This window comes from Ktedonobacter sp. SOSP1-52 (genome assembly GCF_016587395.1).
Genome location: NZ_BNJH01000001.1, coordinates 870,563 through 894,340, shown reverse-complemented (window position 1 = coordinate 894,340; position 23,778 = coordinate 870,563). Strand labels below are relative to the sequence as shown.

Annotated in this window: 25 protein-coding genes; 12 read left to right on the top strand and 13 right to left on the bottom strand. The window is 52.6% G+C overall.

What is annotated here, in order from left to right; all coding sequences use genetic code 11:
* The first annotated feature begins 69 nt into the window (after positions 1-69).
* The 4 genes from JMJ16_RS04080 (at position 70) to JMJ16_RS04065 (ending at position 2,020) form a co-directional block, all read left to right on the top strand.
* A complete protein-coding gene (locus JMJ16_RS04080) occupies positions 70-576 on the top strand; it encodes a hypothetical protein (protein WP_201378612.1) in 507 nt (168 codons plus the stop codon).
* Between the two features lie 15 nt (positions 577-591).
* A complete protein-coding gene (locus tag JMJ16_RS04075; protein ID WP_201378610.1) occupies positions 592-1,113 on the top strand; it encodes an AAA family ATPase in 522 nt (173 codons plus the stop codon).
* Positions 1,114-1,174: 61 nt separating this feature from the next.
* Positions 1,175-1,783 (top strand): transglutaminase family protein, encoded by a 609-nt coding sequence (locus JMJ16_RS04070; protein WP_201378608.1) that lies wholly within the window; start codon positions 1,175-1,177, stop codon positions 1,781-1,783.
* Positions 1,784-1,822: 39 nt separating this feature from the next.
* Positions 1,823-2,020 carry a hypothetical protein gene (locus tag JMJ16_RS04065; protein WP_201378606.1) on the top strand — a complete coding sequence of 66 codons (198 nt, stop codon included), beginning with the start codon at positions 1,823-1,825 and terminating at the stop codon, positions 2,018-2,020.
* Between the two features lie 215 nt (positions 2,021-2,235).
* Here the strand turns inward: JMJ16_RS04065 and JMJ16_RS04060 are convergent, their stop codons facing one another.
* Positions 2,236-2,739 (bottom strand): shikimate kinase, encoded by a 504-nt coding sequence (locus tag JMJ16_RS04060; protein ID WP_201378604.1) that lies wholly within the window; start codon positions 2,737-2,739, stop codon positions 2,236-2,238.
* A gap of 521 nt (positions 2,740-3,260) precedes the next feature.
* Here JMJ16_RS04060 and JMJ16_RS04055 point away from each other — a divergent pair.
* The gene (locus JMJ16_RS04055; protein WP_201378602.1) at positions 3,261-3,878 is read left to right on the top strand and encodes a hypothetical protein; all 618 of its coding nucleotides are present in this window, start codon (positions 3,261-3,263) and stop codon (positions 3,876-3,878) included.
* A 77-nt stretch (positions 3,879-3,955) separates the two neighbouring features.
* Here the strand turns inward: JMJ16_RS04055 and JMJ16_RS04050 are convergent, their stop codons facing one another.
* The 4 genes from JMJ16_RS04050 to JMJ16_RS04035 form a co-directional block, all read right to left on the bottom strand.
* Entirely contained in the window at positions 3,956-4,750 is a 795-nt protein-coding gene (locus tag JMJ16_RS04050) for a PhzF family phenazine biosynthesis protein (protein ID WP_201378600.1), read from the bottom strand.
* A 238-nt stretch (positions 4,751-4,988) separates the two neighbouring features.
* Positions 4,989-6,146: a beta-galactosidase gene (locus tag JMJ16_RS04045; RefSeq protein WP_201378599.1), complete on the bottom strand. Its 1,158-nt coding sequence runs from the start codon at positions 6,144-6,146 to the stop codon at positions 4,989-4,991.
* A 19-nt stretch (positions 6,147-6,165) separates the two neighbouring features.
* Positions 6,166-6,930, bottom strand: a complete 765-nt coding sequence (locus tag JMJ16_RS04040; RefSeq protein WP_201378598.1) for a PIG-L deacetylase family protein — start codon at positions 6,928-6,930, stop codon at positions 6,166-6,168.
* A 66-nt stretch (positions 6,931-6,996) separates the two neighbouring features.
* The gene (locus tag JMJ16_RS04035; protein WP_255553160.1) at positions 6,997-8,355 is read right to left on the bottom strand and encodes an FAD-binding oxidoreductase; all 1,359 of its coding nucleotides are present in this window, start codon (positions 8,353-8,355) and stop codon (positions 6,997-6,999) included.
* 446 nt (positions 8,356-8,801) lie between these two features.
* Here JMJ16_RS04035 and JMJ16_RS04030 point away from each other — a divergent pair, with 446 nt between their 5' ends.
* The 5 genes from JMJ16_RS04030 to JMJ16_RS04010 all read left to right on the top strand — a co-directional run bounded on the left by JMJ16_RS04030 (position 8,802) and on the right by JMJ16_RS04010 (position 12,415).
* Positions 8,802-9,041 (top strand): hypothetical protein, encoded by a 240-nt coding sequence (locus JMJ16_RS04030; RefSeq protein WP_201378596.1) that lies wholly within the window; start codon positions 8,802-8,804, stop codon positions 9,039-9,041.
* A gap of 69 nt (positions 9,042-9,110) precedes the next feature.
* Complete coding sequence (locus JMJ16_RS04025; RefSeq protein WP_201378595.1) at positions 9,111-10,058, top strand: DUF6220 domain-containing protein; 948 nt, start codon at positions 9,111-9,113, stop codon at positions 10,056-10,058.
* A gap of 338 nt (positions 10,059-10,396) precedes the next feature.
* On the top strand, positions 10,397-11,188 hold the full coding sequence (locus JMJ16_RS04020; RefSeq protein WP_201378594.1) for a serine hydrolase: 792 nt from the start codon (positions 10,397-10,399) through the stop codon (positions 11,186-11,188).
* Positions 11,185-11,484 carry a hypothetical protein gene (locus JMJ16_RS04015; RefSeq protein WP_201378593.1) on the top strand — a complete coding sequence of 100 codons (300 nt, stop codon included), beginning with the start codon at positions 11,185-11,187 and terminating at the stop codon, positions 11,482-11,484. Before JMJ16_RS04020 ends, JMJ16_RS04015 begins: the two co-directional genes overlap by 4 nt.
* Positions 11,485-11,554: 70 nt before the next feature.
* Positions 11,555-12,415, top strand: a complete 861-nt coding sequence (locus JMJ16_RS04010; protein WP_201378592.1) for a hypothetical protein — start codon at positions 11,555-11,557, stop codon at positions 12,413-12,415.
* 55 nt (positions 12,416-12,470) lie between these two features.
* Here JMJ16_RS04010 and JMJ16_RS04005 read toward each other — a convergent pair whose 3' ends face one another.
* Both JMJ16_RS04005 and JMJ16_RS04000 read right to left on the bottom strand, forming a co-directional pair.
* A complete protein-coding gene (locus JMJ16_RS04005; RefSeq protein ID WP_201378590.1) occupies positions 12,471-12,803 on the bottom strand; it encodes a hypothetical protein in 333 nt (110 codons plus the stop codon).
* 84 nt (positions 12,804-12,887) lie between these two features.
* On the bottom strand, positions 12,888-14,816 hold the full coding sequence (locus JMJ16_RS04000; RefSeq protein WP_201378588.1) for a serine/threonine-protein kinase: 1,929 nt from the start codon (positions 14,814-14,816) through the stop codon (positions 12,888-12,890).
* 136 nt (positions 14,817-14,952) lie between these two features.
* On the opposite strand from JMJ16_RS04000, the gene JMJ16_RS03995 reads away from it, so the two are divergent.
* Positions 14,953-15,360 (top strand): hypothetical protein, encoded by a 408-nt coding sequence (locus tag JMJ16_RS03995; RefSeq protein WP_201378586.1) that lies wholly within the window; start codon positions 14,953-14,955, stop codon positions 15,358-15,360.
* Positions 15,361-15,435: 75 nt separating this feature from the next.
* Here JMJ16_RS03995 and JMJ16_RS03990 read toward each other — a convergent pair whose 3' ends face one another.
* The 3 genes from JMJ16_RS03990 to JMJ16_RS03980 form a co-directional block, all read right to left on the bottom strand.
* Positions 15,436-17,013 carry an MDR family MFS transporter gene (locus JMJ16_RS03990; RefSeq protein ID WP_201378584.1) on the bottom strand — a complete coding sequence of 526 codons (1,578 nt, stop codon included), beginning with the start codon at positions 17,011-17,013 and terminating at the stop codon, positions 15,436-15,438.
* Between the two features lie 172 nt (positions 17,014-17,185).
* Positions 17,186-18,325 (bottom strand): epoxide hydrolase family protein, encoded by a 1,140-nt coding sequence (locus tag JMJ16_RS03985; RefSeq protein ID WP_201378582.1) that lies wholly within the window; start codon positions 18,323-18,325, stop codon positions 17,186-17,188.
* Positions 18,326-18,630: 305 nt separating this feature from the next.
* The gene (locus JMJ16_RS03980) at positions 18,631-18,840 is read right to left on the bottom strand and encodes a response regulator transcription factor (protein ID WP_201378580.1); all 210 of its coding nucleotides are present in this window, start codon (positions 18,838-18,840) and stop codon (positions 18,631-18,633) included.
* Between the two features lie 46 nt (positions 18,841-18,886).
* Between JMJ16_RS03980 and JMJ16_RS03975 the strand changes: the two genes are divergently transcribed.
* Complete coding sequence (locus JMJ16_RS03975) at positions 18,887-19,525, top strand: NAD(P)-dependent oxidoreductase (RefSeq protein ID WP_201378578.1); 639 nt, start codon at positions 18,887-18,889, stop codon at positions 19,523-19,525.
* Between the two features lie 87 nt (positions 19,526-19,612).
* Here JMJ16_RS03975 and JMJ16_RS03970 read toward each other — a convergent pair whose 3' ends face one another.
* The 3 genes from JMJ16_RS03970 to JMJ16_RS03960 all read right to left on the bottom strand — a co-directional run bounded on the left by JMJ16_RS03970 (position 19,613) and on the right by JMJ16_RS03960 (position 23,588).
* Complete coding sequence (locus JMJ16_RS03970; RefSeq protein WP_201378576.1) at positions 19,613-20,863, bottom strand: PQQ-binding-like beta-propeller repeat protein; 1,251 nt, start codon at positions 20,861-20,863, stop codon at positions 19,613-19,615.
* 423 nt (positions 20,864-21,286) lie between these two features.
* On the bottom strand, positions 21,287-22,237 hold the full coding sequence (locus JMJ16_RS03965; protein WP_201378573.1) for a GNAT family N-acetyltransferase: 951 nt from the start codon (positions 22,235-22,237) through the stop codon (positions 21,287-21,289).
* A 418-nt stretch (positions 22,238-22,655) separates the two neighbouring features.
* Positions 22,656-23,588 (bottom strand): aminoglycoside phosphotransferase family protein, encoded by a 933-nt coding sequence (locus JMJ16_RS03960; RefSeq protein ID WP_201378571.1) that lies wholly within the window; start codon positions 23,586-23,588, stop codon positions 22,656-22,658.
* Between the last annotated feature and the right edge of the window lie 190 nt (positions 23,589-23,778).

Genomic DNA, 23,778 nt, shown 5'->3' with positions numbered 1-23,778 from the left:
ATGTGCTACACTAGGCGAAAATGATTGTTTAAGCTGAGCCTGTGAATGGCTTGTGTTAGGGGAGAGCGCATGGGGACTGATATCTCAATGTATGTGGAGCAGCGCATCGGCGACGAGTGGTATTTTGTTGGGCAGATGGTCGAGGATGAACTACATCAGTACGACCCAGACGATGCGCTAGAGTATCGCCCTGAATCGATTTATGATAGGCGGCACTATTCTCTCTTTGCGATACTTGCTGGCGTGAGAAATGATCAAGAAGAGCCATTTGAGCCTATTGCGCCCCTTAGAGGCCTGCCAGATGACCTCTCGGCCGAGTTGCAGGTGTGGTATAACTATGCGCTCTATGATGAAATTGCAGGCTCACCAAATCCAGAAAAATGGTTTCAGACAAGCTGGTTGACACTGGAAGAGCTGGCGCGCTTTGACTGGTATGGTAAGCGCAAAAAGATTAATTCCTTGCAATCCTTAACCTATACTGAAGTTGCCGATACATTCTTCACAGAAATCTTGCAAGGTCTCTGGGAGGCGTATGGTCCCACAAGTGATGTTCGGCTGGTCTTTGATTTTTGTTGAGAGGTGTGTCGATATATGATCATTCTCATTAATGGTTCGTTCGCGGTGGGGAAGACGACGACTGCTGAGTTGCTGGTGCCGCGTCTCTATCATAGTATGCTCTATGATCCAGAGATTGTGGGGGCTGGCCTCGCGCATATCGCGAGGCCTATCGAAAGGTTTGAAGATTTTCAGGATTTGACGGCGTGGCGCCCCCTGGTGGTCGAGACGGCGCGTGTGCTCAAGCAGGTCTATGGGCGCACACTGGTCATGCCTATGACCATCTGGCACCGGCCCTATTTTGAGGAGATTACCGCTGGCCTGCGCCAGGTTGATCCACAGCTCTATCACTTCTGCCTCACGGCCCGCGAGGAGACACTGTATGCTCGCTTAGAGCAGCGGCAACATGAGCATACGGCGGAATCCCTGGCCTGGATTCGTGAGCGTTTCCAACGCTGTCTCACCGCCTTTGAGTCGCCTGCCTTCGCCACGCATATCCCGACCGACGAGAAGCGTCCTGCTGAGATTGTTGAGGAAATCCTGGGCCAGATACGCTAGCAGTCAAGAGCTGTCGCAAGCAGGCAGAGAAGCCAGGTAATACTATTGGAAGGTAAATAACATGCAACTTGAGTGTGAGATTTCCCAGATAGATGTGTATCTTCGTGAAGACGAAATTGTAAACTACTCCCATCCCCTGGTGCGCCAGGCAATCCAGCAGTTACAGCTAGCTTCCGAGTCGGAAGTAGAGCACGTTCAGCGCACATTTGAGTTTGTGCGCGATACCATTCCTCACTCATGGGATGCACAAAATCCTCAGGTAACCTGCATCGCTTCCGAGGTTTTACAGCATCAGACAGGCATCTGTTATGCTAAATCCCATCTACTGGCTGCTCTTCTGCGGGGACAGGGTATCCCTACAGGCTTTTGCTACCAACGCTTGACGCTGGGGGACACGCCCGAGACGGGCTACGCGGTCCATGCGCTAAACGCTGCCTATCTCTCATCGCTTCAACGCTGGATACGCCTCGATGCACGCGGCAATAAGCCAGGAGTACAGGCGGAATTCTCACTGGAGCAGGAGAAACTAGCCTTTCCTGTGCGCCCAGAGCTAGACGAAATAGACTATCCTACTATTTACAGTCATCCGCATCCTAGAGTTGTCGCGCCCTTGCAACAGCACAGCGATAGCCTGTACATGTACCAGCATTGTTTGCCTGAGAGGTTGTGAGCAGCCAGACCCCCTGCTCGCAGAGTTTGGCAGGTGACCATGCCTCACATTACCTCTCTTGGGTACGAAAAGCGGCCTACCAGCGGTAGGCCGTTGACCCATCGGGTTAGCGAGATTCCTCTAACGTCTCTCGATCTGAACTGCCCGCCCATAGATGGCATGGGGACCAACCCAACCATTAATGCCTCCGCGATTATTTCCAATCAGAAATCGTTTTTGGTCAATGGCCTTAATTAAGTGCAGATAGACGTTCCCTTTGATCTGCACCAGAACAATATCGCCTATCTGTAATGCTCTGGAGAACACGGCTGGAGGGTAACGCGATCTCCATCGTTGACTTTCCCCGTCATCGAATGACCCCGTGGCTTGATCTGTGCTTGTTTTCCTTCCCGTAGTTTTCTATGGCAAATGTCGCCCAATTCATTTGAAAACTCCTTTAGTGAGCATCATTTCTATGGCTGTATCAGTCGGAGCAGGATCGCTATAACATCCTCGAGACAAGCACTGGTATCGATCTCGTGTCCCGCAGCACGTCGTAGCAATGGCTCGACCGTTTCTACCAGGCCAAGCACACGAGCGATTTCGTCGGGATGTTTCCCATATTGATTGTTTGTCCTTGTGCGCAAGCGTTCAACGATGACATCAGCGGGCGCGCTCAGCAGTACGACGTGGTCGAACTGGGAAAGGAACTTCTGCATATTCTCCGCGCATCCGCTCAGGAACAACACATTGGTGTCTTCAGTGGACAAGAGGTCTTGAATGCGGTCCTCTCGCCACACCCAGTCTCTATCCACTTCCACCGGTGAATCTAAGGTGCCAGCGTTGCCGGTGACCTCCACCCACTCTGAGAATTCATCGCAGTCCGCATCCACGGCCTTATACCCACGTGCGGCAAGCTCGCCGATTACCGTGGACTTACCGGTTCCAGACATCCCCGTCAGAAGAATTCTCTTCATGATGATATCCTCTCTTCTGAGAACAGAATGTGTAGCCTCCGCAAAATACTAGGAATCATATTGTGATTACGATGGGTCCTCAGAAGAGCATAATGTACATTGAGGATAAAAACAAGCTGGCAAAGAATAGCATGTTTACGCTGGCATTTACTTTTTCTGCTGCCTTGTATATACTGGCCGGGTAAATATATTTTCTTCATGAAGGAGCTACTATGCCCGCTCATTGCTAACGTATGCCTGGAATGTATGACGAAGGAACGCCACTGTCGCCTAATGCGGCAAGGGTTTGTTTTGTCTAGTATAAAGAGTAAGGCAGGGCGTTAGCAATTTCTCCCAGGGCTCGGCGGCTCCCACAAGCTTTTTAATTCTCCAATCCGACCCTCATGCGAAGTTGCCTCCCTACTGATCGCAATACACGGTTGTGGCCGCCTTTCGTGTGTATTTCTGGCATCTTTCCACTAGATTGAATGGTTCGTAAAATCTGTATTTCTGCGAATTGATATGCACTGAAAGGGAGACGTATGGCAAAAATTTTTATCCTTGGAGGTCCTGGCAGTGGCAAGACGACCCTGGCGCAGGATTTATCGCGCAGGCTTGCTATACCACACCACGACTTGGATAAATTGGGCTGGAAACATGGCACGGATATGAAGGCCTGGATAGAGGATACTGCCATTATTGCGGATCAGTCTGCATGGATCGCTGAGGGGATTTATATTATCTCGACCGATCACTTTGCCTACCAGGCTGACTATATTGTGTTGCTTGAGGTCCCCTGGCATACCGCGGCCTGGCGCGTTCTGCGTCGTCATGTCTCCAAAACTCTGCGCGGCACCAATCCCTATCCCACAAAGCTGCTTTTCAACTTTATGAAAAATACGTATCGTTATTGCGTCGACACGGTTGACGCTGATCCAATCGTGTTCGAGGCTGTGCAAATGTATCGAGAAGAGGTTAAAACGAGCGCTGGACCTGCTAGCGCAGAGGTCTTGATCAAGCGTCTGGAGCGGTGTCAAAAGACGATACCGCTATCAGCGGCCTTTATGCGTGTCTATCTTGAGAAGCATTGGGAGCGCGTCTTTGTCGTCCGGAACAATGCTGATCGAGAGCGTCTAATCGCGCTTCTTACCAGTGCATAAAAGGTATTTGTATGACAGCAGACAGGCCGTCGCATTCGCAACGGCCTGTCTGCTGTCATACTCTTTGATAGAGGGTTTTAAGAGTATAATTCGCCGCGCAGGGTGGTTAGGGCCTGACCGCCCAGGCGCACGCGCTCGCCATCCAGGTGAACGCGGACAACGCCTCCACGTGTTGAGGCCTGGAAGCCGGTAAGCTGCTCTCTGCCTAGTTGCTTGCTCCAGAAGGGGCTAAGTGCGCAGTGGGCCGAGCCCGTCACGGGATCTTCGTTGATGCCTACGCTGGGGCAGAAGAAGCGCGAGACAAAGTCATACTCATGGCCAGCATCGGCTTGCGCGGTGACTATGATGCCGCGAGCCGGGATAGTCACCAGGCGCGCAAAATCTGGCTGGAGGTCGCGCACGATTGCTTCAGATTCGAGCCTGATAACATAGTCGAGCTGGCTCTTGCCGACATAGAGTGGTGTCGCACCGAGGCTCTCGGCGAAGATGGGTAGGATTTCCGCTGGCTCCTCGGGCTTGGCAGGAAAGTTAAGCTCGATCCACTCGCCAACCTTATTAGCTGTCAGGAGGCCAGCCCTGGTGTGGAAGCGGGCCTGAGCATCGCTTGCCAGGTAGCCCTGGTCCCAGAGGGTGTGTGCGCTAGCCAGGGTGCCATGCCCGCACAGCTCCAGCTCGACTTTTGCCGAGAACCAGCGCAGGTTGTAACCATCGTCCTGGGGATAGATAAAGGCGGTCGCGGCCTGGTTCATCTCGCTGGCGACGCGTAGCAACCAGGCATCCTCACGAGGTCCATCCAGTACTACGACTGCCGCCGCGTTGCCCGCGAAGGGCGTATTTGTAAAGGCATCCACAAAAAATACGGGAAGGCTCATTTGTCTCTCTCCTTCATCTCTTCTTTTATTGCCAGATTATCCGCCATTGTAGTAGGAAGCAGCCTTCTCGTCTACAGCCAAATGGACCTGCTTAGAGAGCCAAAGTATGTTTAAGTCTGTTACTTTTCTTAAGCGAGACGGTAGCAAAACAGGGCGAGACCGAAGACGCTCCCTCAATCTCTCGAAGAAAGGTTGAGGTATTCGAGAGATTGAGGGGGGGTACGTGGGCCGGAACGCGTCAGGCCTGTTCGAGAATACGCGCAAATGCCTGGAGATAGCTTGAGTCAGCGCATTGTTCGCGGAGCAGCCAATACTCTGCTCCCCAGAAGAGATACGCATACAGGGGAGTTTCTTGCTGGGACCTGAGTATGCAGGTGTTGTAGTTGGCGATGACCTGCTCTGGCAAACAACTATACATGCCTTGCCCGGATGGGCTGGGCGGTGTCGTCACCGTCTCCCACGGCTCCGCCTGCCCCTCAGCAATCATCAGCTTTTGTCCATGAGCGTGGGCAGTTGTGAACAATTGCTTCCATCTGCGGTGCTGCCAGGGATTCCGGCTTCCATCCAGATACAGAGTTCTGGTGCCAAGTGCCAACAGAGCATGACGCGGATAGTAGTCAATCCCAACAATATCCGCTAGGTGCTGCGCCATCGCAAGTGAGTCACCCTGATCACGTGTTTGCCACCATTGAGAGAGATACACCAGCAAAGAGGTCGGCAAAAAGCCGTTCATCATAACTGGTCTGTCGGGATCAGCTTTTCTGAGTGCTTCAACTTCTTTTGCGACAAAGGCGGCATCCAGACGCCAGCTATGTTCTATGCCAAGAGGATCAACGGCTTCGTGCTCAAGTTGCCACGCGACAATGCTTTTCCGCTGCTTATATCGCTCTACGAGATGGGTGATGAATGTAGTTGCAGCTTCTAGAAGTGAGGGATAAGCGGATGGTTTGATGAGAGTATGCTCAGGGAAAGGGGAGCTCAAATGATGCGCAGGCACAAAGAACTCGGGATAGCCAAAGGTTTTTAACGGGCCAACGCATAAAATGATCTGCTTTCCCGCCCGTTCGGCAGCATCGATCTGCCAATCGAGCTCATCAGGAGAGAATACTCCTGGTTCGGGCTCGATGCGATTCCAATAGGCTCCCAGGCGAATGAGTTGAAACGGGTAGCCAAGCAATGTTTGCAGAGTGGAGCGCGCATCTAAGCCGAACGCAGCAATTTGTGGCAAGCGAAAGCTTATGCCAAGCAACGTGGAATGACGAGGTTCGATGGGGATGCGTTGCCATGCATCTGTCAGGGGATGCGTTGCTTGCTTCAAGCGAAACTCTGATACGAGTGGTAGCGCAAGCTTGCTGGCAGTACCGCCAGTTCGTGAGGTTTGTTCTGTTCTCTCCATATGGGTCCTTCCCTTTGCACTAATTCGCTTCGGCAAAGTACTCAAAAAGCATCATGGCAAGGAAAAACCAGATAGGGAGAAGCTTCCCGATGCCCTTTGTCAAAGAGGCTCGCTGGCTCTTATACGTATACCACGATTTGATCTTTGGCAACACACTGCTCCCGATGAATATTTTATGCGTGGGCAAGGCCTGTTTTTCTCGCGCCTGGGAATTTGTGCCGATATGGTCCGGTAGACGGACTCTTGCCAGCACAACCTCAGGAAATGTTACATACCATAAAGGAATCTCTCGAAATCTGCTTTTTTTCAACGCGGTGATAATCTCTGCGCATGCAATATGATCCGGATGGCCATAGAAGCCAGCGAGATCATAAGTAATAAGAAGGTCAGGTTGCTCCTGCTGGATAAGCGTATCAAGGAACATTGTCAGTTCCGGCCTTTTCGTGTGCAATGTTCCATCTCCAAAGTCCTCCTGGATAAGCCTGGAGATCCCCAGGATCGTTGCTGCTGCCCGCGCTTCTCGTACGCGAATGTCTTTGAGCCCCGGACTCAAAGTCGCATTCGATGTTCCTCTTTCTCCCCCGGTCAAAAGCACCAGCGTTACTGCACATCCGCTTCTCGCTATCTGGTGGAGAAAACCTGCGCAACTGACAGCCTCATCATCCGCATGAGGAAAAATCACGAGTATATGGTGAAATGGCCGCGCATCTCTTAAAGGAACCGAAAAATCCGTAACAATAAGAAATCCTGCAATCCAGAGAATGGGGATGATCAGGAAAATCATCAAGAGGGTCCATATCATTCTCTTCCTGCTCTCTCTTCTCTAAACGGACGATATACCTCTCCTTATTCACCGGAGAGATGTCTGGAACACGCGATGAAACAGATCCGATTGGAACAGCATTTCAGGATCATACATCTGTTTGAGATGGAGAAATGTTTCAACGGCAGTATCTCCAACACTCCTCCGATAGGGAATATCGGTGAGCAGAGAATCTTTTGCAAGATAGAATCTTCCTCCAGCTGCGATCACGAGATCCATCAATTCCAGCAACATCTTACGTAACTTTTGCGCTGTCCGAGGATCAACCTGATAATTGACCTCCAGAGAGAAGCCATCAACCTGATAGCTCAGGAGGAAGGGGTCCTGGCGATGTCGCTTTATGATGCACCAGAGTGGGATAAAGTTGTTCTCCTGCGAACGTCGTATAATTTCATTAAAAAGACGCTCTGCCAGAGCAGACGGGACAAATGCCTGAAATGTCTCCGTACCTCGAGGAAGAAGAGCCCGATAGGTTGTAAACACAGCAGGTGGATAATAAGTAGAGCGAAACAGCGATCTTTGTCGAATCACTTTTCTTCCCCAGCATGCACTCCATTTATACATCACGCCGTTCGCAGTGCGCACACTGCCCTTCACAGCTGGCCTATATATTGTACTGATCCAGCGGGCCAATCTCCCCTTGAATTGCTCTGGTAGATGAGGCCCTGGAATCTGCAAACTGGCGTCATCATACACAGCACTATATGTGGCAGAAGTGACGATTCCCTGGCCCAGACAGCGCCCACTGGCAAAGCCATTCACCCAGGCTTCCAGGTAATCCGCCGCCTGCTCTTCCTGGAGTATCCTCAAGATCTCGCCTAAGGAGACAGCTGGTTGTACACATATATCGACATATCTAGAAGGAATACGTTGCAATTGTAGCGTAACACTGGTAATGATACCTAATAAACCGGCGCTCCCTACAAAAGCGCGGAAAAGTTCAGGATGGCTTATGGGCGAAAGCGTGAGCGTCTGTCCGCTCGCCAGCAATACCGTAAGAGATAGCAAATGCTCCCCGAAAGAACCATATTTCCAGGCATTTTTTCCATGTACATTCATAGCAACACAGCCACCAATAGTAGCATCGGCCGTAGATGGAGTAACAGGCGGCCACCAGCAATCTGGCATGGCAACACGAACGATGTCGCGCAAGGTCGCCCCTGGCTCAACCTGCATGATCCCTTGCTCAGGGTCCCAGGAAAGGATGTGCCGCATATCTGTTACATCGATGATCACCCCATCTGTATTCAGAGCCGCATCTGTATAGCTATGTCCTGCGCCATGTGTAATTACTGAGAGGCCATACATGCGTGCAATAGTGAGGGCTTGCATGATTTCAGCGACATCCCTCACCTTGCAGACATAACAAGGGGACCGTTTCGTCATACTCCAGCTCACGAAGGAAGCCTGCTTCCACACCAGAGCCGTATCATTAGCTTCATTTTTTGCATCTATTCTATTCATTTGCGTTTTTCCGAAAATGTCTGTTATCTGGCATTCAACATTATAAAGGGCAGGCCGACCCCATCAGAGATCGACGAGTTGGATCAGAACAACAGGGAATGGGATAGAAAGGCCCTCTGAACCTAATAGCGAGGTTGGGCTGAACTCCAGAAGCTCACTCTTCTGATACCTTTTTCTCTATTCACTCACTTGTAATCTGCGGGAACAAACACAGTATAGAGACAAAAGATGACCAGCCCATGAATTTTGCCACCCTGTTTTGTCATAGATTTGTCATAAATGCCTCATCTTATCTTCCGCTTTAGAGACCATAAGAGTTTTCGTTTGCGCTACTGTAGACTCCCAGAAGCAAGCAAGATGACAGAACGATGACAAAAAAAGGAGAGCATGTTCATCTTCCCGTCACTTCCAGGCACTATACTACGGTTGGTCATGGAGAAAGCAACATAGAACAGAACGTTCAACAGCTCCTTGGCCAACTACTGAGCGCCAGCAGAGCGCTACTCGCGCTACCACAGATATTGGAGCAGGTCCTGACGAAGCTCGAAACAGGGCAGCTCGAAGTGAAACTTGTAGTGTATTTGCCACCTAACTCTTCACTTCCATGAAGAGATTATGAAATACGACAATGCATAAAATTTGGGATATTTTCGCCTTTTCAGGTAAAGGAGATTATTATGCAAGTATCGCGCAAAAAAATGCCTATGGCACACTCCCGAATGTTACTTTTCTATCTGACACTGGCTGGACTGATCTTACTGGGTATCTTGATAGAAGGCTTTCTCATTGGAACTTCGATATTTGCGGGCACGGCCTGGGGACGAGCAACACACGGTGCACTGGGACTGCTGCTGTTGCTGCTAACGCTGCTGTTACCACTAGCAGCATTGCTGGCGCGATTGCCTGGCACAATGACCATCTGGAGTGCGGTGCTTTTCGTGCTGACGCTGCTCCAGGTGACGCTGGCAGGTTTCGCCAGAAGCGTTCCGTTTTTAGCCGCACTGCATCCGTCTAACGCCATGCTGCTGTTTGGTCTGAACGTGATCCTGATCGTTCAAGGATGGCAAATGAGAGGGAAGAAGAGTCCTGAAATGGAACAAGCACAGACAGCAAAAGCGCTTCCTGATGACGGGGGAGCACGTCATCAGGTGCCGCTGGAGATCAAACTGGCGACCGGAGGCTACCTCCTGTACACGCTTATCAGCGTGGGTGTCCTCACACTCTTTCTCCTCAATCGCAATGATGTCGTCAATGCTGTCAAAGCGCTGAACCCTGATTTTTCGCAGAGTGAGATCGACGGGTCAGTGTTCTCGATCCAGGTGATCGTCGTAGGAGCACACCTCTTCTTTGGCACCTGCACTGCCTGCCTTGCCTTCCTGATTCGCACAGGAAAGAACTGGGTACGCATAGCAAGCAGCGTTGTAGCTGGCCTTGTGGTTCTGGAAATATGCTACGAATGGCTCTCGCCGACGGATGTCCCGGCAGTCCTGGCTCCCAATCAACGGATCTACGCTGTTTTTGTCCAGATTCTCATGATCCTGATGATTCTGTCCTGCGTCACGTTGCAATGGGTCCCTCAGGCGTCACGCGACTTCTTCTCAGCGGAGAAACGACAGGTTTCCTGATCTGCCGTAATTCGCCAAAGCGAAAAGGCCGGTATGGGCTGTGCTTTATGCCTGCCCGTTGCCCATACCAGCCTAATAGGCCTAACTGTATGGTTGAGGGCGGATAATAGCTCAATCTCCTGTTTTCTTAGAGTGGAGAGGTAACTACGAATGCAACAGAACATGGCGATCCCCTCTTCTGAGCGAAAGCAGCCAGAGACATGCCCAGTATAAAATCTCTCATGACTGGGTGACGGTCTATAATAGCATCAAATAGAGGCCTGCTACTGGCGTACGCGGCTACTCTCTTGTTAAGCGGGATATGTTCGTGTACACTGGCAAGCAGGCGTAGGAGAGGTTTGTTTAAAACGAATTGGTTGATTGAGCGCATTACGGGTCAGGCCCTGGGCCAGTTTAGCCAGAAGCATATTTTTGCGCCGCTGGGCATGCAGAGTACCTGTTTCCGCGAGAATCACTCTCTACCTATCAAGCATCGCGCGACTGGTTATGGTCACTTTCCCCTGCGCAATGAAGGGCCAGGAAGCGACCAGTTTGATATGGGTGAAGCAACCCATTTTACCTGTACCAACGAGTTAGAGCTGACTGGTGATGATGGTGTGTGGAGTTGCATCGAGGACCTGGCACTCTGGTACCAGAACCTCTCAGCTAACCGCCTGGGACAGGGCAGACCAGAGCTTATAGAACGCTATCTGATTCCTGGCCGTTTGCTTGATGGGGCAAGCACGGGCTATGCTTATGGGTTGTGTGTGGGAACCAGGAATGGCGCGCCTTTCATTGATCACCGAGGGTGGACCTGTGGCTATGTCGCGGTTTGTGAGCACTATATCGAAGAGCGCCTCTCCCTCTTTATCCTCTCCAACACCTCGCGCCTGCTTCCCTGGGAGTATACTGGGCGCCTGCGGGCTATCCTGCGCGATGAGTCCAAGCAACCATCCACACCTGTCGCAAGCGTATCGTCATATATACTGAGCAAGATGGAGCGTGCGTGTGTGACAGGTTCCTATCAATGTCCCGAGAATGCCTATGTCTGGCAAATAGCGGATGTAGAAGGTCGCCTGCGTGTTACCGTCAATGGCCTCGATGAGGTCGAGCTGTTGCCGCGTGAGAAGCACACCTTTCTTCACCCTTGAGTGAGCCTGAGGCGCAGGCCTACGCGGGAATCTATCATTGTAAGGAACTTGCCACCACCTATGATGTGCGCATTGAGGTTGGACGCGTCTGCCTGCGCAATCGCAATCGCCACCGTTGCGGCCTGGACCTCGCTTTCGAGCCTACCGTAGGTGATCTCTGCTACAAATATGATCCCTGGGTTGACGGTGTCGTGATCGAGTTCCAGCGAGATCCCGAAGGTGCTATTCGCGCCTTCGTCTTTCGCAGCCATAGGGGGGATGCCTGTGAGCGCCTGCGCTTTGAACGCGTAGGGTAATTATATAATAATTACTAATAATGCCAATGAATAAATATTGCATGTATTGTCGTTTGTAGGAGAATGAGCATTGAGTAAAACCATACCACCACAGCAGCCAGATACAGATTCCGCATTCCCCAACCCTTCCCTTTCGCCCACCAGTTATCAGTCCACGCAGAGCAATGCTGTCCAGCCTGGGCAGCTTGCTTTACAAGCCCTGAAAAAGGTTCCTGAAATAACGGTTTATTTCTGGATCATTAAATTGTTGACCACTGCCATGGGCGAGGTGACCTCAGACTTTCTTGTGAACCACCTGGCTCCGGAAATCGCAGTTGGCCTCGGGTTCATTGGATTTGTAGTGGCGTTGGTATTGCAGTTTGTAGTGCGCTGCTATGTACCCTGGATCTACTGGCTGGCCGCTGCCATGGTCGCCGTATTTGGCACGATGGCCGCCGATGTACTACACGTTGGGCTTGGTGTTCCATATATCGTATCAAGCGTCCTATTTCTGGTCGCACTGGTAGTCATTTTTGCCGTTTGGTATCTAAGCGAGAAGACGCTCTCCATCCATAGCATCTACACGCGCCGTCGCGAGCTATTCTACTGGGCCGCGGTCATGGCGACGTTTGCGCTTGGCACCGCCGTAGGTGATCTGACCGCCATGACCGCCCATTTGGGTTATTTTGCCTCAGGCGTGCTGTTCGTCGTACTGATTGCTCTGCCAGCCCTGGCTTATTGGCTGCTTGGCCTGAATGAGATCATCGCTTTCTGGCTCGCCTATATCCTGACCAGGCCGCTTGGTGCCTCATTTGCGGACTGGGCAGGAAAGGAGCCAAGCGCTGGTGGAGCGGGCCTGGGTACGGGCTGGGTCAGCCTTGCTCTGACAATCTTGATTATTGCCTTTGTCGCTTATGTGACAATCACGCGCAAGGATGTCAAGAATAATTAATGTGATGTATGTTGTATTGCGAGCTTAGCTCGCAATACAACATACATCACATTAATTATTCCTGGTAGCGGTGCTGGCTCCAGTAGATGAAGAGCAGGGGGGCCGGTAGGGTTGAGAGGAGTAGCGCCAGGAAGATGCCAAAGCTAAAGGTAATGCGTCCCAGCGAGCCAGAGTAGGCATAGAGCATGCCCCAGAGCAAGATGCCCGCGGCAAGAATGCAGGTAATCAGGGGGAGAATCCAGTCGTAGAGGAGCCTTGAGAGGTCGTGTAGGCGGCGGGGAAAGACAAAGCGAATAAAGCCCATGAGCAGGAGGAAGTCCACCAGGGGGAGCGCTCCAACACTCAGGCCCAGCAGAAAAGCCACAAATTGATGAAAATCCCTCATCATAGATGTAACCGTTTTTTATGCTCTATTTTGTCCACGTTTTTCTTAAAAAGAAGTATACCACCTTTTGCATAGATATAAAAGAATTTAATGGCAGCCCTCTGAGGGGGCGGCGCTCTTTGTCACGACATTTGGGCTGGTCGTGGTGACGATGCCGGTGTGCTCAACGTCGAGCTTTATGAGATTGAGCAGGTTGAGCGAGATGGTTAGCTGGCGACTAAAGCTAAAGCTCTGGCTGATTTCACCCATGGCGAAGGTGAGCGTGGTTGTATTATAGCTTGCTCCGTTATCGGATGAGTATTTGACGTCGACCTCGCCGCCAGGGCTGTTGTCGCTGACAGTAACCGTTGCGATATAGGTGACGGTGGCGATGCCGCCACAGGAGGTCGCGATGGTAGGGGGATCGAATGCGATATCGATTCCCTGCACCTGGAAGGGATTGGTTGTAGCCGTCCCGGTTGGGGTGGGTGTGAGCGATGTGGCTGTACTGGTTGCCCCAGTTTTTGAGACAGGAGTGGTCGCTCCTGTAACCCCAGAGTGTGTTGGACTTGGTCGAACGCCTCCAGGCGTATTGCCAGTAGCCGGGCTAGCTGTCGCGATTGGTGTCTGAGTACCTGGATAACCACCAGGCACAAGTGTCGAGGTATGGTCATTGAGGCCTGTGTTTAGCACGAAGGTACCCAGAAGGGCAAGCAGGATCAGAAGAATGATTATAGCCAGGAGAAACCGCCTGCGTCTCCCTTTCCGCCCTTTATTCTTATCATCGCCTGTGTTCCAGGTGGGGAGAGGGGGGTCTTGCCCACCATCATCTATATTGGCTGGTTTGAATATAGGAGCTGACCCGGATTGTTCGAGTTTGCTAGATATCTGCTTCAGTTGAATCTCGCCTGGTAGGGGTAAGGGAGCAATCGGAGCGTCGCCGGGGCCAGTAGGCTCGCTTGTATGGAGCGAGGGGCCTGGCCAATCTACCCCTGTCATGGGTGATGACGGTGTACCATATGCGCTTGAGGGAGTCTGGGGACTGCTTGCGATTTGGAATGAGGCGTTCTGTGAAGCGGAGTGAAACTGGGTGCGGAAAAGCTGGCTGGGTAATTCAACACTAAATTCTGAGGTAGAGTGTTCAAGCACCAGTTCGGCTGACTCTGTTGGACCATAGATAGCCTGGTGAAAGGCTTGAGCGAAGGCGGCAATGTTTGGATAACGCTCCTCGGGCTTCTTCGCCAGGCCGCGCTGAATAACAGCGCTTGCCCCGGGAGAGACTTGTGAATTAAGCTGGCTGGCATCGGGCGGTGCGGCCTGGATATGCTGGTAAAGAATGCTAACGGCATCACCTTGAAAGGGATACTGTCCAGTGAGCAGCTTATAGGTCATAATTGCTAGGGAATATTGATCGCTGGCGGGGACGGCCTCCCCTCGCCACTGTTCGGGGGCCATGTAATTTGGTGTGCCACGTGCATGCTTACTTGAATTGGAGTTGCCCAGGCGCAGGCGAGCCAGGCCAAAGTCTGAGAGCAGGAGGTGGGGGACGTCAGGTTGCGCATGACTATTACTTACCAGGAAATTCGATGACTTCACGTCCTGATGGATGACATGATGGTCATGGGCATACTGAAGGGCGTCCGCGGCCTGGCGCACGATCTGTGCAACCATCTGAGGGGGCAGCAGCATCGCGCGGCGGCGCTTGCGCAGCCAGATATCGAGTGAGCCTTCGGCATGATAGGGCATCACGAGATAGGTTAGCTGGGCGGTGTTCAGCGTGGTCTCTCCATAATCAAAGAGGGGTAAAATATGAGGATGATCAAGCATCGAAATAGTTTGCGCCTCACGCTGAAAGAGGCGCAACGCCTTGCTGCTTGTCTCGCTGCCCTCATCCTCATCTTCTTCTGTATGAACGACCTTAACCGCGACCTGGCGTGCGAGGCGTATGTCGTCCGCGAGATAGATCTCTCCCATGCCCCCACTTCCCACTAGTCGAAGCAAACGGTAATTATGTATCTGTAATCCGTCGAGTGGCATCTCTTATCCCTGGCGGCCCTTAAAATAAATATAACTATCCAAATACCCTCTTTTTACTTTACCAAATAACAGGTATTTACGCAACAGTTAAAAAGTAAAAGGATTAAAATAGGTAGTAAAAAAGAAGGAGGACATAGTGCTCGAAAAAATTAATCATGCCCAGGGTCAGGTATTGAATGGGGACCGAGAAGGTGCGCAGAGACTTTATCTTGAGATGTGGGATGAGGCGTTGCGTACTGAGGATCAGTACCAGGCATGCGTTGTTGCTCACTTTATGGCCCATGCCTGCACTGAACCAGGAGAGCAGTTGCTATGGCACCAGCGCGCCCTGAAGGCTGCCGAGGCCGTAGGAGACGAAAGCGTGCAGGGATTTTTCCCCTCGCTTTACGCGAACCTGGGAGAGGTTTGCCTGCGTCTCGGTGATCGCGAACAAGCGCGCGTGTACGCAACCAGGGCACAGGAAGTCGCGCACCTCTTACAGGATGATGGATATGGACGCATGATAGTTTCGCTGATTGAACGAGTGTTGCAAGCTACTGAGTAGAGCGGAGCATAGCATATGGAGCCAGAAAGACCGTAGGGTCCATGCCAGGATGGACCCTACAATTGCACCAAGATGCTATTTAGGCGCTGGAGCAGATTGTTTTTCAGCCGTTGCATCAGTCTGCTCTGTTGCCTGATCTGGCGAGGCGGTGACGAAGGGCACATCTTTGAGGAAGAAGGTCACGAGCAGCGCGATGATCGTGAAGGTTAGCACTGCTACGAAGCCGTGTTGGAGGGCGGTGGCGAGGGAGAGCTTACCGGCCTCGGTACTCGGCAGGCTGCGCATCACATCGCTGGAGGCGGAGCTATTGACCACGGTTCCCACAATGGCGATGCCCAGTGTCGCGCCCAGCTGTCCCAGGTATCTGTTTGCCGCCGTGCCAACGCCCAGGCTACTGGCTGGCAGAACGTTCTGCGCGACCGCTGTGAGGGAGAAGAACGTTCCCGTGCCGATGCCTGCCAGGATCATGAATCCGATGGCCTGCCACAGGCTGGTTGAGGGCGTCATCAGCGTGAAGAAGAAGGTACCAATTCCCATCAGCAGCGCTCCGATGATGGTAACAAGCTGGTAACGCTTGAGCGCTCCGATGATGGGACCTGCCAGCATCGCGCCAACCACCATGCTTATAGAGAGGGGCGTCATCACCAGCCCACTGATGGTGGGCGAGACGGAGAGCACGCCCTGCAAGTAGAGAGGTAGGTAGAGTGAGAGACCCATCAGCACCATCATCTGGAGCATGGTCAGAAGCGCGGCGCAGCTCCAGACCTGATTGCGGAACAGGTCCAGGGGCAGGATGGGTTCGGCGGCTCTGCGTTCAACCAGGGCAAACAGGAGAAAGAGGACTACGCCAATCCCCATCAAGCCAAGGACCTGAGGTGAGTTCCAGGCATACATTTGTGAACTGCCCCAGGTCAGTCCCAGCATCAGGCAGATGGTCGCGACTGTAGAGAGAACCGCGCCCAGGAAATCGATATGCCGTATCGCAGCCAGGCCCGTTTTATCACTGGTGCGGACCGAGAGATGGGCTGGCAAGAAGAAGAGTAGCGCTATGACTGCGATTAAGCCTACAGGCAGGTTGATATAGAAAACCCAGCGCCAGCGGCTGCTTGTCGTCACAAAGTTTCCCATGAGTGGCCCATGCTCAGTAAGCCAGCCGCCAAGCGTTGGACCAAAGAGATTGGAGACACCATACACGATGCCAAAGAGGCTTGACCATTTAGCCCGCTCGGCTGGTGGAAAGAGATCGCCAACCACGGTCGCGACCAGGGCCATGCCAATGCCCGCGCCCAGTCCTTGGAGCGCGCGGAAGAAGATCAATTGATTCATCGTCTGTGAGGCCCCAGCCAGGAGTGAGCCTATGAGAAAGAGGACGGTCCCACCAAGCAGAAACCACTTGCGGCCAAACTGGTCGGAGAGCTTGCCTACAATTGGCACCATGCTCATCGTGGTCAGCACATAGGCGGTCACAACCCAGGTGTAGCGATCTAACCCATGCAGCTCGGCGATGATGCGCGGCATGGCGGTCCCCACCACTGTCTGGTCCAGAGCCTCCAGGAAGAGAGAGAGCATCAGCGCGATCAGCACGCTAGCCAGCGCGAAACCTCGCAGGCGGACCTGGCTGGATGTCGTGTCAGTCATGGATGCAGTACTCATCGAATATTTTCTCTTTCATACTATGTCAATGTTATTGTTTATCTATTACCTAAAGTATATTCTAAAAAGAAGCCCTAATCACGTGATTTGTCAGGTTGAGGGGTCAGCGTTTTGAAGATTTCTCTGAACGCAATCCAACAAATTGTAATTGTAGGGTCCAGGCTAGCCTGGACTATTTCAAGATCTGGCGCACAAAACTCTGAAGGTCTGCGACGTAGAGTTCAGGCTCTTCCCAGGCCATGAAGTGACCGCCGCGAGGAAAATCGGTAAAGTGGATCAGGTTGACCTGGCGCGCCGCCCACTCGCGAGGCAGTGGCGGATCATAGGGGCAATGAGCCACTGCGGCTGGAACTACTGTACTCTTACCGAGATTGCCTCCACTGGCAACGTGTGCATTGGCATAATAGGCTCCTGCCGCCGTGTTGATGGTCTCGGTGACCCAGTAGATTGTGACATTGGTTAGCAGTTCATCGGCGCTAAAGCGTGTTTTGAACTCCTCCTTGCCTTTCTCGCCACTACTGCCATAGCCGATCAGCCAGGCGGCCAGGCCGAGAGGTGAATCGTTGAGGCCATAAGCCAGGGTTTGCGGCTTGGTGGCCATGATCATGTTTACGCCGATACCCTCTTCCATAAACCACTTCTGGACCCATTGAGCCATCTCCATTTCGGCGGGCGTAAGCGTTGAGAAATCGGTATTCTGATCAGGGTAGCCCACATCGGTCAGGTGAATACCGATGAGCAGCTCAGGATACTTGCGCGCCAGGGTCTGGGTGATGATGGCTCCGTGATCGCCACCTGCCGAGAAAAATTTTTCATAGCCGAGCACCTGGGTCATCAGCTTCGCGAAGAGATCGGCATTGGTATCGTCGTCCACCGTAACGCGATCCGAAAAGCCTGTGCCTGGGATAGATGGCACGATCACATCAAAGGAGGCGTTGGGATCGCAGCCGAACTTTGCGGGATCGGTTAGCCGCTCAATGACCTTGTGATAGCGATAGAATGAGTCGGGAAAGCCATGGAGCAGTAGGAGCGGCGTCGGGTTTGGTCCCTTGCCGCGCTCGTGGATGAAGTGGATGCCCACGCCATCAACATCGGTTTTAAATTGCGCAAAGCTATTCAGGGCCGTCTCGTGCTTGCGCCAATCGTATTCATGCAGCCAGTGGTCGGCGAGTTCTTTCATATATTCAAGGCTGATGCCATAGGCCCAGTCGGCTTCTGTGGCAGTACTGAGCCAGCGTGTGCGGGCTAAGCGCTCGCGTAGGTCATCAAGAGTAGCCTGGGGAATGGCGATTTTGAATGGTTGCATGCTCATGCGTTCTTCGCTCCTTTTTGAATGCCTCTTGCTTCATCTCTGCTTACAAAGAGAGTATAACCTCGAAGGAGGACACAATCGACCCTCGTTCCTGGTGTTTTTGTCCTACGATTGGTTTGTACACAGATCTGTACGTGCATACGCGTTTCTCCTTTGCTGGGAGTATGGTGCGTTGCTTAAAACAAATTATAGAGGTTTGCAAGTGGGGGAGCATCACCCAGATGTATGATTGCGTAGGGTGATTGGCGCTGGCAGATGGGGAGATGCTAGATCTCCCCAACGACGCCGGCCAGATGGGGAGAGCTTTAAAGCAAGAGTAGCCACCGGGCCAACGCGATGGCCCCGGCGCGGCGGTTCACGCCAAGCTTGCGATAAATGTTACTGACCTGAGTTTTGATCGTGTTGTGGGAGACAATCAATGCCTGCGCTATTTCGTTATACTTCTGTCCAGCAACTAGCAGGCGTAGTACGTGTTGCTCCTGTCCCTGTACTCTTATGTTGATTTGGCTACCCATACAATGAAATTGTAAGCTTTTTGCAATTTTAGAAAGGTAGTATGCAATGAAAATTGCTCTATTTGGGGCCAATGGTATGATTGGCCAGCGTATCGCCCGTGAGGCGACGGAGCGCGGGCACCAGGTTACAGCTATCGTGCGCAATCCATCAAGCTTCACTGAGTGTCTACAAAATTTATCGGTTGCTCAGGGGGACGCCAGCGATCCTGATAGTGTCGCGAAGGTGGCGGTGGGTCATGATGTCGTAGTTAGCGCGCTTGGTCCCGCGCATGGCGTGCCGCCCGAGTCCTTTGTCGAGATGACGCGGACATTGATCGATGGCGTCAAGCGTGCGGGCGTGCATCGCCTGATCGCTGTAGGTGGCGCGGGCAGCCTGGAGGTCGGCCCTGGCGTGCAATTGATGGATACGCCCGAGTTTCCCTCCGCCTTGCAAGGGATTGCGCGTGCGCATCGCGATGCGCTCGATATCTACCTTGGCGAGAAAGACCTGAACTGGACGAACATCAGCCCGGCAGCCCTCATCGAGCCTGGACAGCGCACCGGGAAGTACCGCACTGGCAAAGATCAGCTTGTGACCAATGACAAAGGCGAGAGTCGTATCTCTGCCGAGGACTTCGCCATTGCCGTCATCGACGAAGTCGAGAAGCCGCGTTTCAGCCGCCAACGCTTTACCGTTGCGTATTAAACGCAGGGTCTATGCTTGCAAGGATTGAAATAGCCGCGTACGCCAGTAGCGAGCCCACTACTGGCGTACGCGGCTATTTCAGGAGGCTTAGACTAAACGATTTGTGTTCTGGTCGGAACCAATGGTGCAAAGGGTCAGGGTGACCAGCGATGGGGCGCTGCTCTGCCAGGGTTGATGCCAGAGAATCTTTCCATCACGCTTGTTTATGGCGTAGAGGTTCTGTTGAAGGGAGAGGGGCGAGGGCTGCAGCGTCTCTACGACGATAAGCGTGTCTTTATTGGCACTCAGGCTAAACAGGCTGGGCTGTAAGTTGTCAATGCACCAGCGATCCTTGCCTGTGGTGATGTCAAGGGCGCAGAGAGTCTTTTTTGTCGTGCTGCCATCCCCTCGATAGCCTTTGTAGGCATATAACTCTTGCTCTGAGAGAAAGGTAAATTGCTCATAGTTGTGTTCGCGTTGCCAGCGTAGCTTACCCGTGTGGGCATCGAGTGCCATCAAGAGCATGTCCTGGTTTGGCTCTGAGGCGGGGTGGGCTTTGGGATTGTAAAGTTGATTCTGCCCATTGAGATACAGCGTATCACCAAGCGCCGTGACGGATGACGGTTGGTTGAACATTGATATGGGAAGCGTCCAAATGCTTTTCCCGGTCTCGGGCTGCAAGGCCTGCACGCTGGTGATAGGGCTGCTTGTGGAGGGGTTGGAAGCAACCTGATTGATAGCTAGAACGGCCTCTCTGGTGGCTATGAGCTTGAAGGTATTGCTATCGTTCGCGGTCGTGTAGGCTTTTCGCCAGATGACCTTGCCGTGAGCGGCATCAAGCGCCGTGGCGAACCTGCGTTGGCCATTCTGGCTCTGCGCATTTATTTCTGTTTCGACAATGTATACCGCCGTGCTCGTCGTGACAAGCCCGGAGAGAAGAGCAGGACTCTTATAGCTCCAGCGTACCTGCCCATTGCTTATTTGCAGGGCCTGAACGGTCGTTTCTGTACTCTGATAGATCGTTCCCTTGCAGAACTGCATAGTATTGAAGCCTGTTTCCTCGGTTTCGCGCTGCCAGAGCAAATGGCCGTCCCGGATATCGAGCGCCAGGAGGAGGGCACTGTGCTGGCTGCTGCTAGCGATGTAGAGTACTCCATCCACAATTCTTTGCTCGCTCGATTGATACATATCTTTCACTTTGAGTGGTTCGCGTTGCCAGCGTATATGCCCGGTGCTGGTGTCAAAGGCGGTGACATGGAGCCTGGATATGCCCTGGTTGTTATCCGCCTCTTGTGGATTCGCATCCCAGCTCACAGCATACTGAATAGTCCCCGGTTGGGAAGAAGGCGGAGGTGCCATGATACAATCTCCTGATGTTTTGTCTGGTATCTTCTGATTGGAAGTTTGCTCCTGTAATGTTGGTTTCGAGCCACAGCCTGCGAAGAAGAAACAAAGAACCAGTAACAACAAGCTGCTGAGAACAATTGGATGCCTATTTGTTTTCGAAGGTATGAACGTATGATAGGACATAATGATGTCACCCCTGTAAGTAAGAAAAGTTTTATACAAGTTGTCTGTCCTTAGTGTAGGAGAAAAGCGATAAAGATAGATGGGGCATATGACCTATTTGTTCTTAATAAGTAGATTGTTGGCTTGATTCCTCGGACCTGTGGTGCTCGCCTGGGTAGGAGGTGTGGTGCTCATTGGTAGCCGGTGGCTGCCAATGAGCACCACACTCTTCCCCCTGAGAAAATGTAGGAGACCCTACAATGCAATCTGGTTCTATATGCTCTTTGTCATGAAGTCGACCTGGGAGCGAACGTGCATACCGGCGCGATGGTAGAGGTTCCAGGCTCCCGTCTGGTTGGTGGAGTCCATGTCGAGCAGGACCTCGCGGACGCCGCGACGGTAGTACTCATTAAAGGCTGTAGAGAGCAGGGCGAGGGCGATGCCGCGTTTGCGCCAGGGGCGGCGTACTCCAACCTGCGAGACATGTCCACTATGTTCCTGGGGATAGATGCGGCAGAGCGTGACGCCAACCATTTCTCCATCGGCGATAGCTACATAGAACATAGATGGGTCGGCACTGGAGTTCTTCTCAAACATACCCTCGTACCAGTCTGCATAGGGGCGATATGGCTCGCCATCGATATCGGGAAAGGTCTCAGCAACGACATTATAAATGGCTCGCTCCTCCTGACCTGGAATGAAAGGGCGAATGATAACGCCTTCGATAGGACGGGGGGCCATAGGCGGCTCTTCAAAGAGAATACGCATACGGTAATCGCTGGACGCGACCTTGAAGCCCGCTTGCGTGAGTAGGTGAGACATATCGCGGGTAAAGCTCCACGTGTAGAAGGTGCGAGGCGTCTCCGGGTAAGCGTCGAGCAGGGTACGTGCGCGCTCCTCAGCGAATTGCATTAGATAGGCACCGATAGGCTGCTGCTGATAGGAGAGGCGTATGGCTGTATTGGCGTCGAGCATCATACCGCGTCTCGTTTGGGCCACACTGGTATAACCAACGAATTCGCCTGTGGGTGCCGTCACTGCCAGCGTGTCGCTCTCTAAGTTGACATCACGGTCCTGCCAGAACTCCAGCACATCAACGGCTGCGCTCTCGCTTACGCCCAGCAGGGCGAGTTCGACTTCAACGTTCATGGCCGCGATAGCCTCGGCATCCTGAAGTGTTGCCGGGCGTGTCACAAAGCCTGGGGGAAGGAGGATACTGGACATAAAGAAACTCCATTCTATAGGTTTGCTACTCTAGAGTAGCTTTGAGGGCGTGTCTTCACCCGGCGCGAGCAGGCTTTGCCGTGAGAGGTAAGAGTCGATCTGGCGGATAACAAAAAAGCCGCGAGCGTGTAGTGGAGAGGGACGCCCACGGACAAAATTAGTCAACTATGTAAGTCAGGAGATGATCAACCTGAAAAAGGACATAGTGAGGCCCTGGGCGACTATGCAAGCGTTGGGTGCATAGTGGTGGTGATCTTTCGCCTTAGCCATGTCTATCAATGCCCTTTGCTATCAAAAAGTTTTCAGGCCTCTATGTGCTCTGAGAAATCGAAGCACATAGATGGATAATATCATACTATGATTTGAAAGTCTATTTGTCCTCGCTGGTGATGCATATCCCGTCCAACGGCGCTGAGCATCAAACGTTGAGACGAGAAAGGATTTCCGCGCATCTGAGTATTCCGCGCGGCGGGTTCATGCTCAACCGATCATTCACTACTACGCACCACCACGCGTTGAGCACGCATTGTGCCAGGCCCCAGCCACGTATGCGCGCCCGTTCCATGCCCAATTCCTCGCTCAGTTGAGCGACGCGCCGGGCCAGCATCTGCTCCAGGTTGGACACTTCAAGGATGCGAGGCATGGGGTTATAGAACGAGGCTCCCACTTCATACCCAGGATCACCAACCACGCCTTTAGGATCGATAGCCAGCCATGTATCACCCGAACGCAAGATATTGTGGTGCTGGAGATCGCCGTGTAGCAACATGGTCTGGGGAGCCGAAGCACTTAACGTCACGAAAAGATCCATCGCCTCATCAACCAGGCGCGGCGGAAACGGACCATATCCACCAGCATAGCGTGCGCGGAGCTGCGTCAATCCTTGCCCCAATTGTTCAACCGTCGGAAAAGTATGCTCTGTGGGTGCTGGTCGCCAGAGTTGACGCATGACCCCGGCCAGAATGGATGTGGCTTGCTCATCCTGCTCCGGCACCAGTGACGCAAGCATGGTTCCCGGTTGCAAACGCTCCAGCACCATCACCTTTTGTTCCTCATCAAACTCCAGGAGACGAGCGATGCCTCGGCCATTGAAGAGACGCAACGCGGCCAGCCCATGTGTAAACTCATCGGAAAACTCGCACGTCTTCAGGATAACTGGTGTGCCATCCGCACGTACAGCCGGTGCCACGTAGTGAAAAGAGAGATTCTCAAACGGGGGCAAGAGCTTCAGTTGCCAGCGTTCCGCGCATTCCTCTAAAAAAGATGGGAGGCGTTGAAACCAGGCATTGGCCGCCTCTATGCCGTACACATCGCGCATAAATTGGAGAAAATCTTCAGGCAGGGCAAACATCAAAAGGACTCCTTGTATCTAGTACATCGCATGCATCCGGCTGAGCAGGAGCTTTTTTGTCGGAGAGAACTATGTGGAAGCAAGGCGTGCCTACGTCATATGAACCATAAAGCATGCCTGGAGGACAAAATCACTGGCAAACCACACATACTGAGGTTCGCTTTGAGCTTCTCAAAAAAAACTGAAGCCC

What these genes read in the sequence shown, in the direction of transcription:
- JMJ16_RS04030 (WP_201378596.1), top strand. Translation starts at nt 8,802, where the DNA reads ATGACAAAAAAAGGAGAGCATGTTCATCTTCCCGTCACTTCCAGGCAC.
- JMJ16_RS03975 (WP_201378578.1), top strand. Translation starts at nt 18,887, where the DNA reads ATGAAAATTGCTCTATTTGGGGCCAATGGTATGATTGGCCAGCGTATC.
- JMJ16_RS04040 (WP_201378598.1), bottom strand. Translation starts at nt 6,930, where the DNA reads ATGATTTTCCTGATCATCCCCATTCTCTGGATTGCAGGATTTCTTATT.
- JMJ16_RS04035 (WP_255553160.1), bottom strand. Translation starts at nt 8,355, where the DNA reads ATGACGAAACGGTCCCCTTGTTATGTCTGCAAGGTGAGGGATGTCGCT.
- JMJ16_RS04050 (WP_201378600.1), bottom strand. Translation starts at nt 4,750, where the DNA reads ATGAGCCTTCCCGTATTTTTTGTGGATGCCTTTACAAATACGCCCTTC.
- JMJ16_RS03985 (WP_201378582.1), bottom strand. Translation starts at nt 18,325, where the DNA reads ATGAGCATGCAACCATTCAAAATCGCCATTCCCCAGGCTACTCTTGAT.
- JMJ16_RS04065 (WP_201378606.1), top strand. Translation starts at nt 1,823, where the DNA reads ATGCCTCACATTACCTCTCTTGGGTACGAAAAGCGGCCTACCAGCGGT.
- JMJ16_RS04060 (WP_201378604.1), bottom strand. Translation starts at nt 2,739, where the DNA reads ATGAAGAGAATTCTTCTGACGGGGATGTCTGGAACCGGTAAGTCCACG.
- JMJ16_RS04075 (WP_201378610.1), top strand. Translation starts at nt 592, where the DNA reads ATGATCATTCTCATTAATGGTTCGTTCGCGGTGGGGAAGACGACGACT.
- JMJ16_RS04005 (WP_201378590.1), bottom strand. Translation starts at nt 12,803, where the DNA reads ATGATGAGGGATTTTCATCAATTTGTGGCTTTTCTGCTGGGCCTGAGT.
- JMJ16_RS04045 (WP_201378599.1), bottom strand. Translation starts at nt 6,146, where the DNA reads ATGGAGAGAACAGAACAAACCTCACGAACTGGCGGTACTGCCAGCAAG.
- JMJ16_RS04055 (WP_201378602.1), top strand. Translation starts at nt 3,261, where the DNA reads ATGGCAAAAATTTTTATCCTTGGAGGTCCTGGCAGTGGCAAGACGACC.
- JMJ16_RS04080 (WP_201378612.1), top strand. Translation starts at nt 70, where the DNA reads ATGGGGACTGATATCTCAATGTATGTGGAGCAGCGCATCGGCGACGAG.
- JMJ16_RS03960 (WP_201378571.1), bottom strand. Translation starts at nt 23,588, where the DNA reads ATGTTTGCCCTGCCTGAAGATTTTCTCCAATTTATGCGCGATGTGTAC.
- JMJ16_RS03980 (WP_201378580.1), bottom strand. Translation starts at nt 18,840, where the DNA reads ATGGGTAGCCAAATCAACATAAGAGTACAGGGACAGGAGCAACACGTA.
- JMJ16_RS03990 (WP_201378584.1), bottom strand. Translation starts at nt 17,013, where the DNA reads ATGAGTACTGCATCCATGACTGACACGACATCCAGCCAGGTCCGCCTG.
- JMJ16_RS04070 (WP_201378608.1), top strand. Translation starts at nt 1,175, where the DNA reads ATGCAACTTGAGTGTGAGATTTCCCAGATAGATGTGTATCTTCGTGAA.
- JMJ16_RS04025 (WP_201378595.1), top strand. Translation starts at nt 9,111, where the DNA reads ATGCAAGTATCGCGCAAAAAAATGCCTATGGCACACTCCCGAATGTTA.
- JMJ16_RS04000 (WP_201378588.1), bottom strand. Translation starts at nt 14,816, where the DNA reads ATGCCACTCGACGGATTACAGATACATAATTACCGTTTGCTTCGACTA.
- JMJ16_RS03970 (WP_201378576.1), bottom strand. Translation starts at nt 20,863, where the DNA reads ATGGCACCTCCGCCTTCTTCCCAACCGGGGACTATTCAGTATGCTGTG.
- JMJ16_RS03965 (WP_201378573.1), bottom strand. Translation starts at nt 22,237, where the DNA reads ATGTCCAGTATCCTCCTTCCCCCAGGCTTTGTGACACGCCCGGCAACA.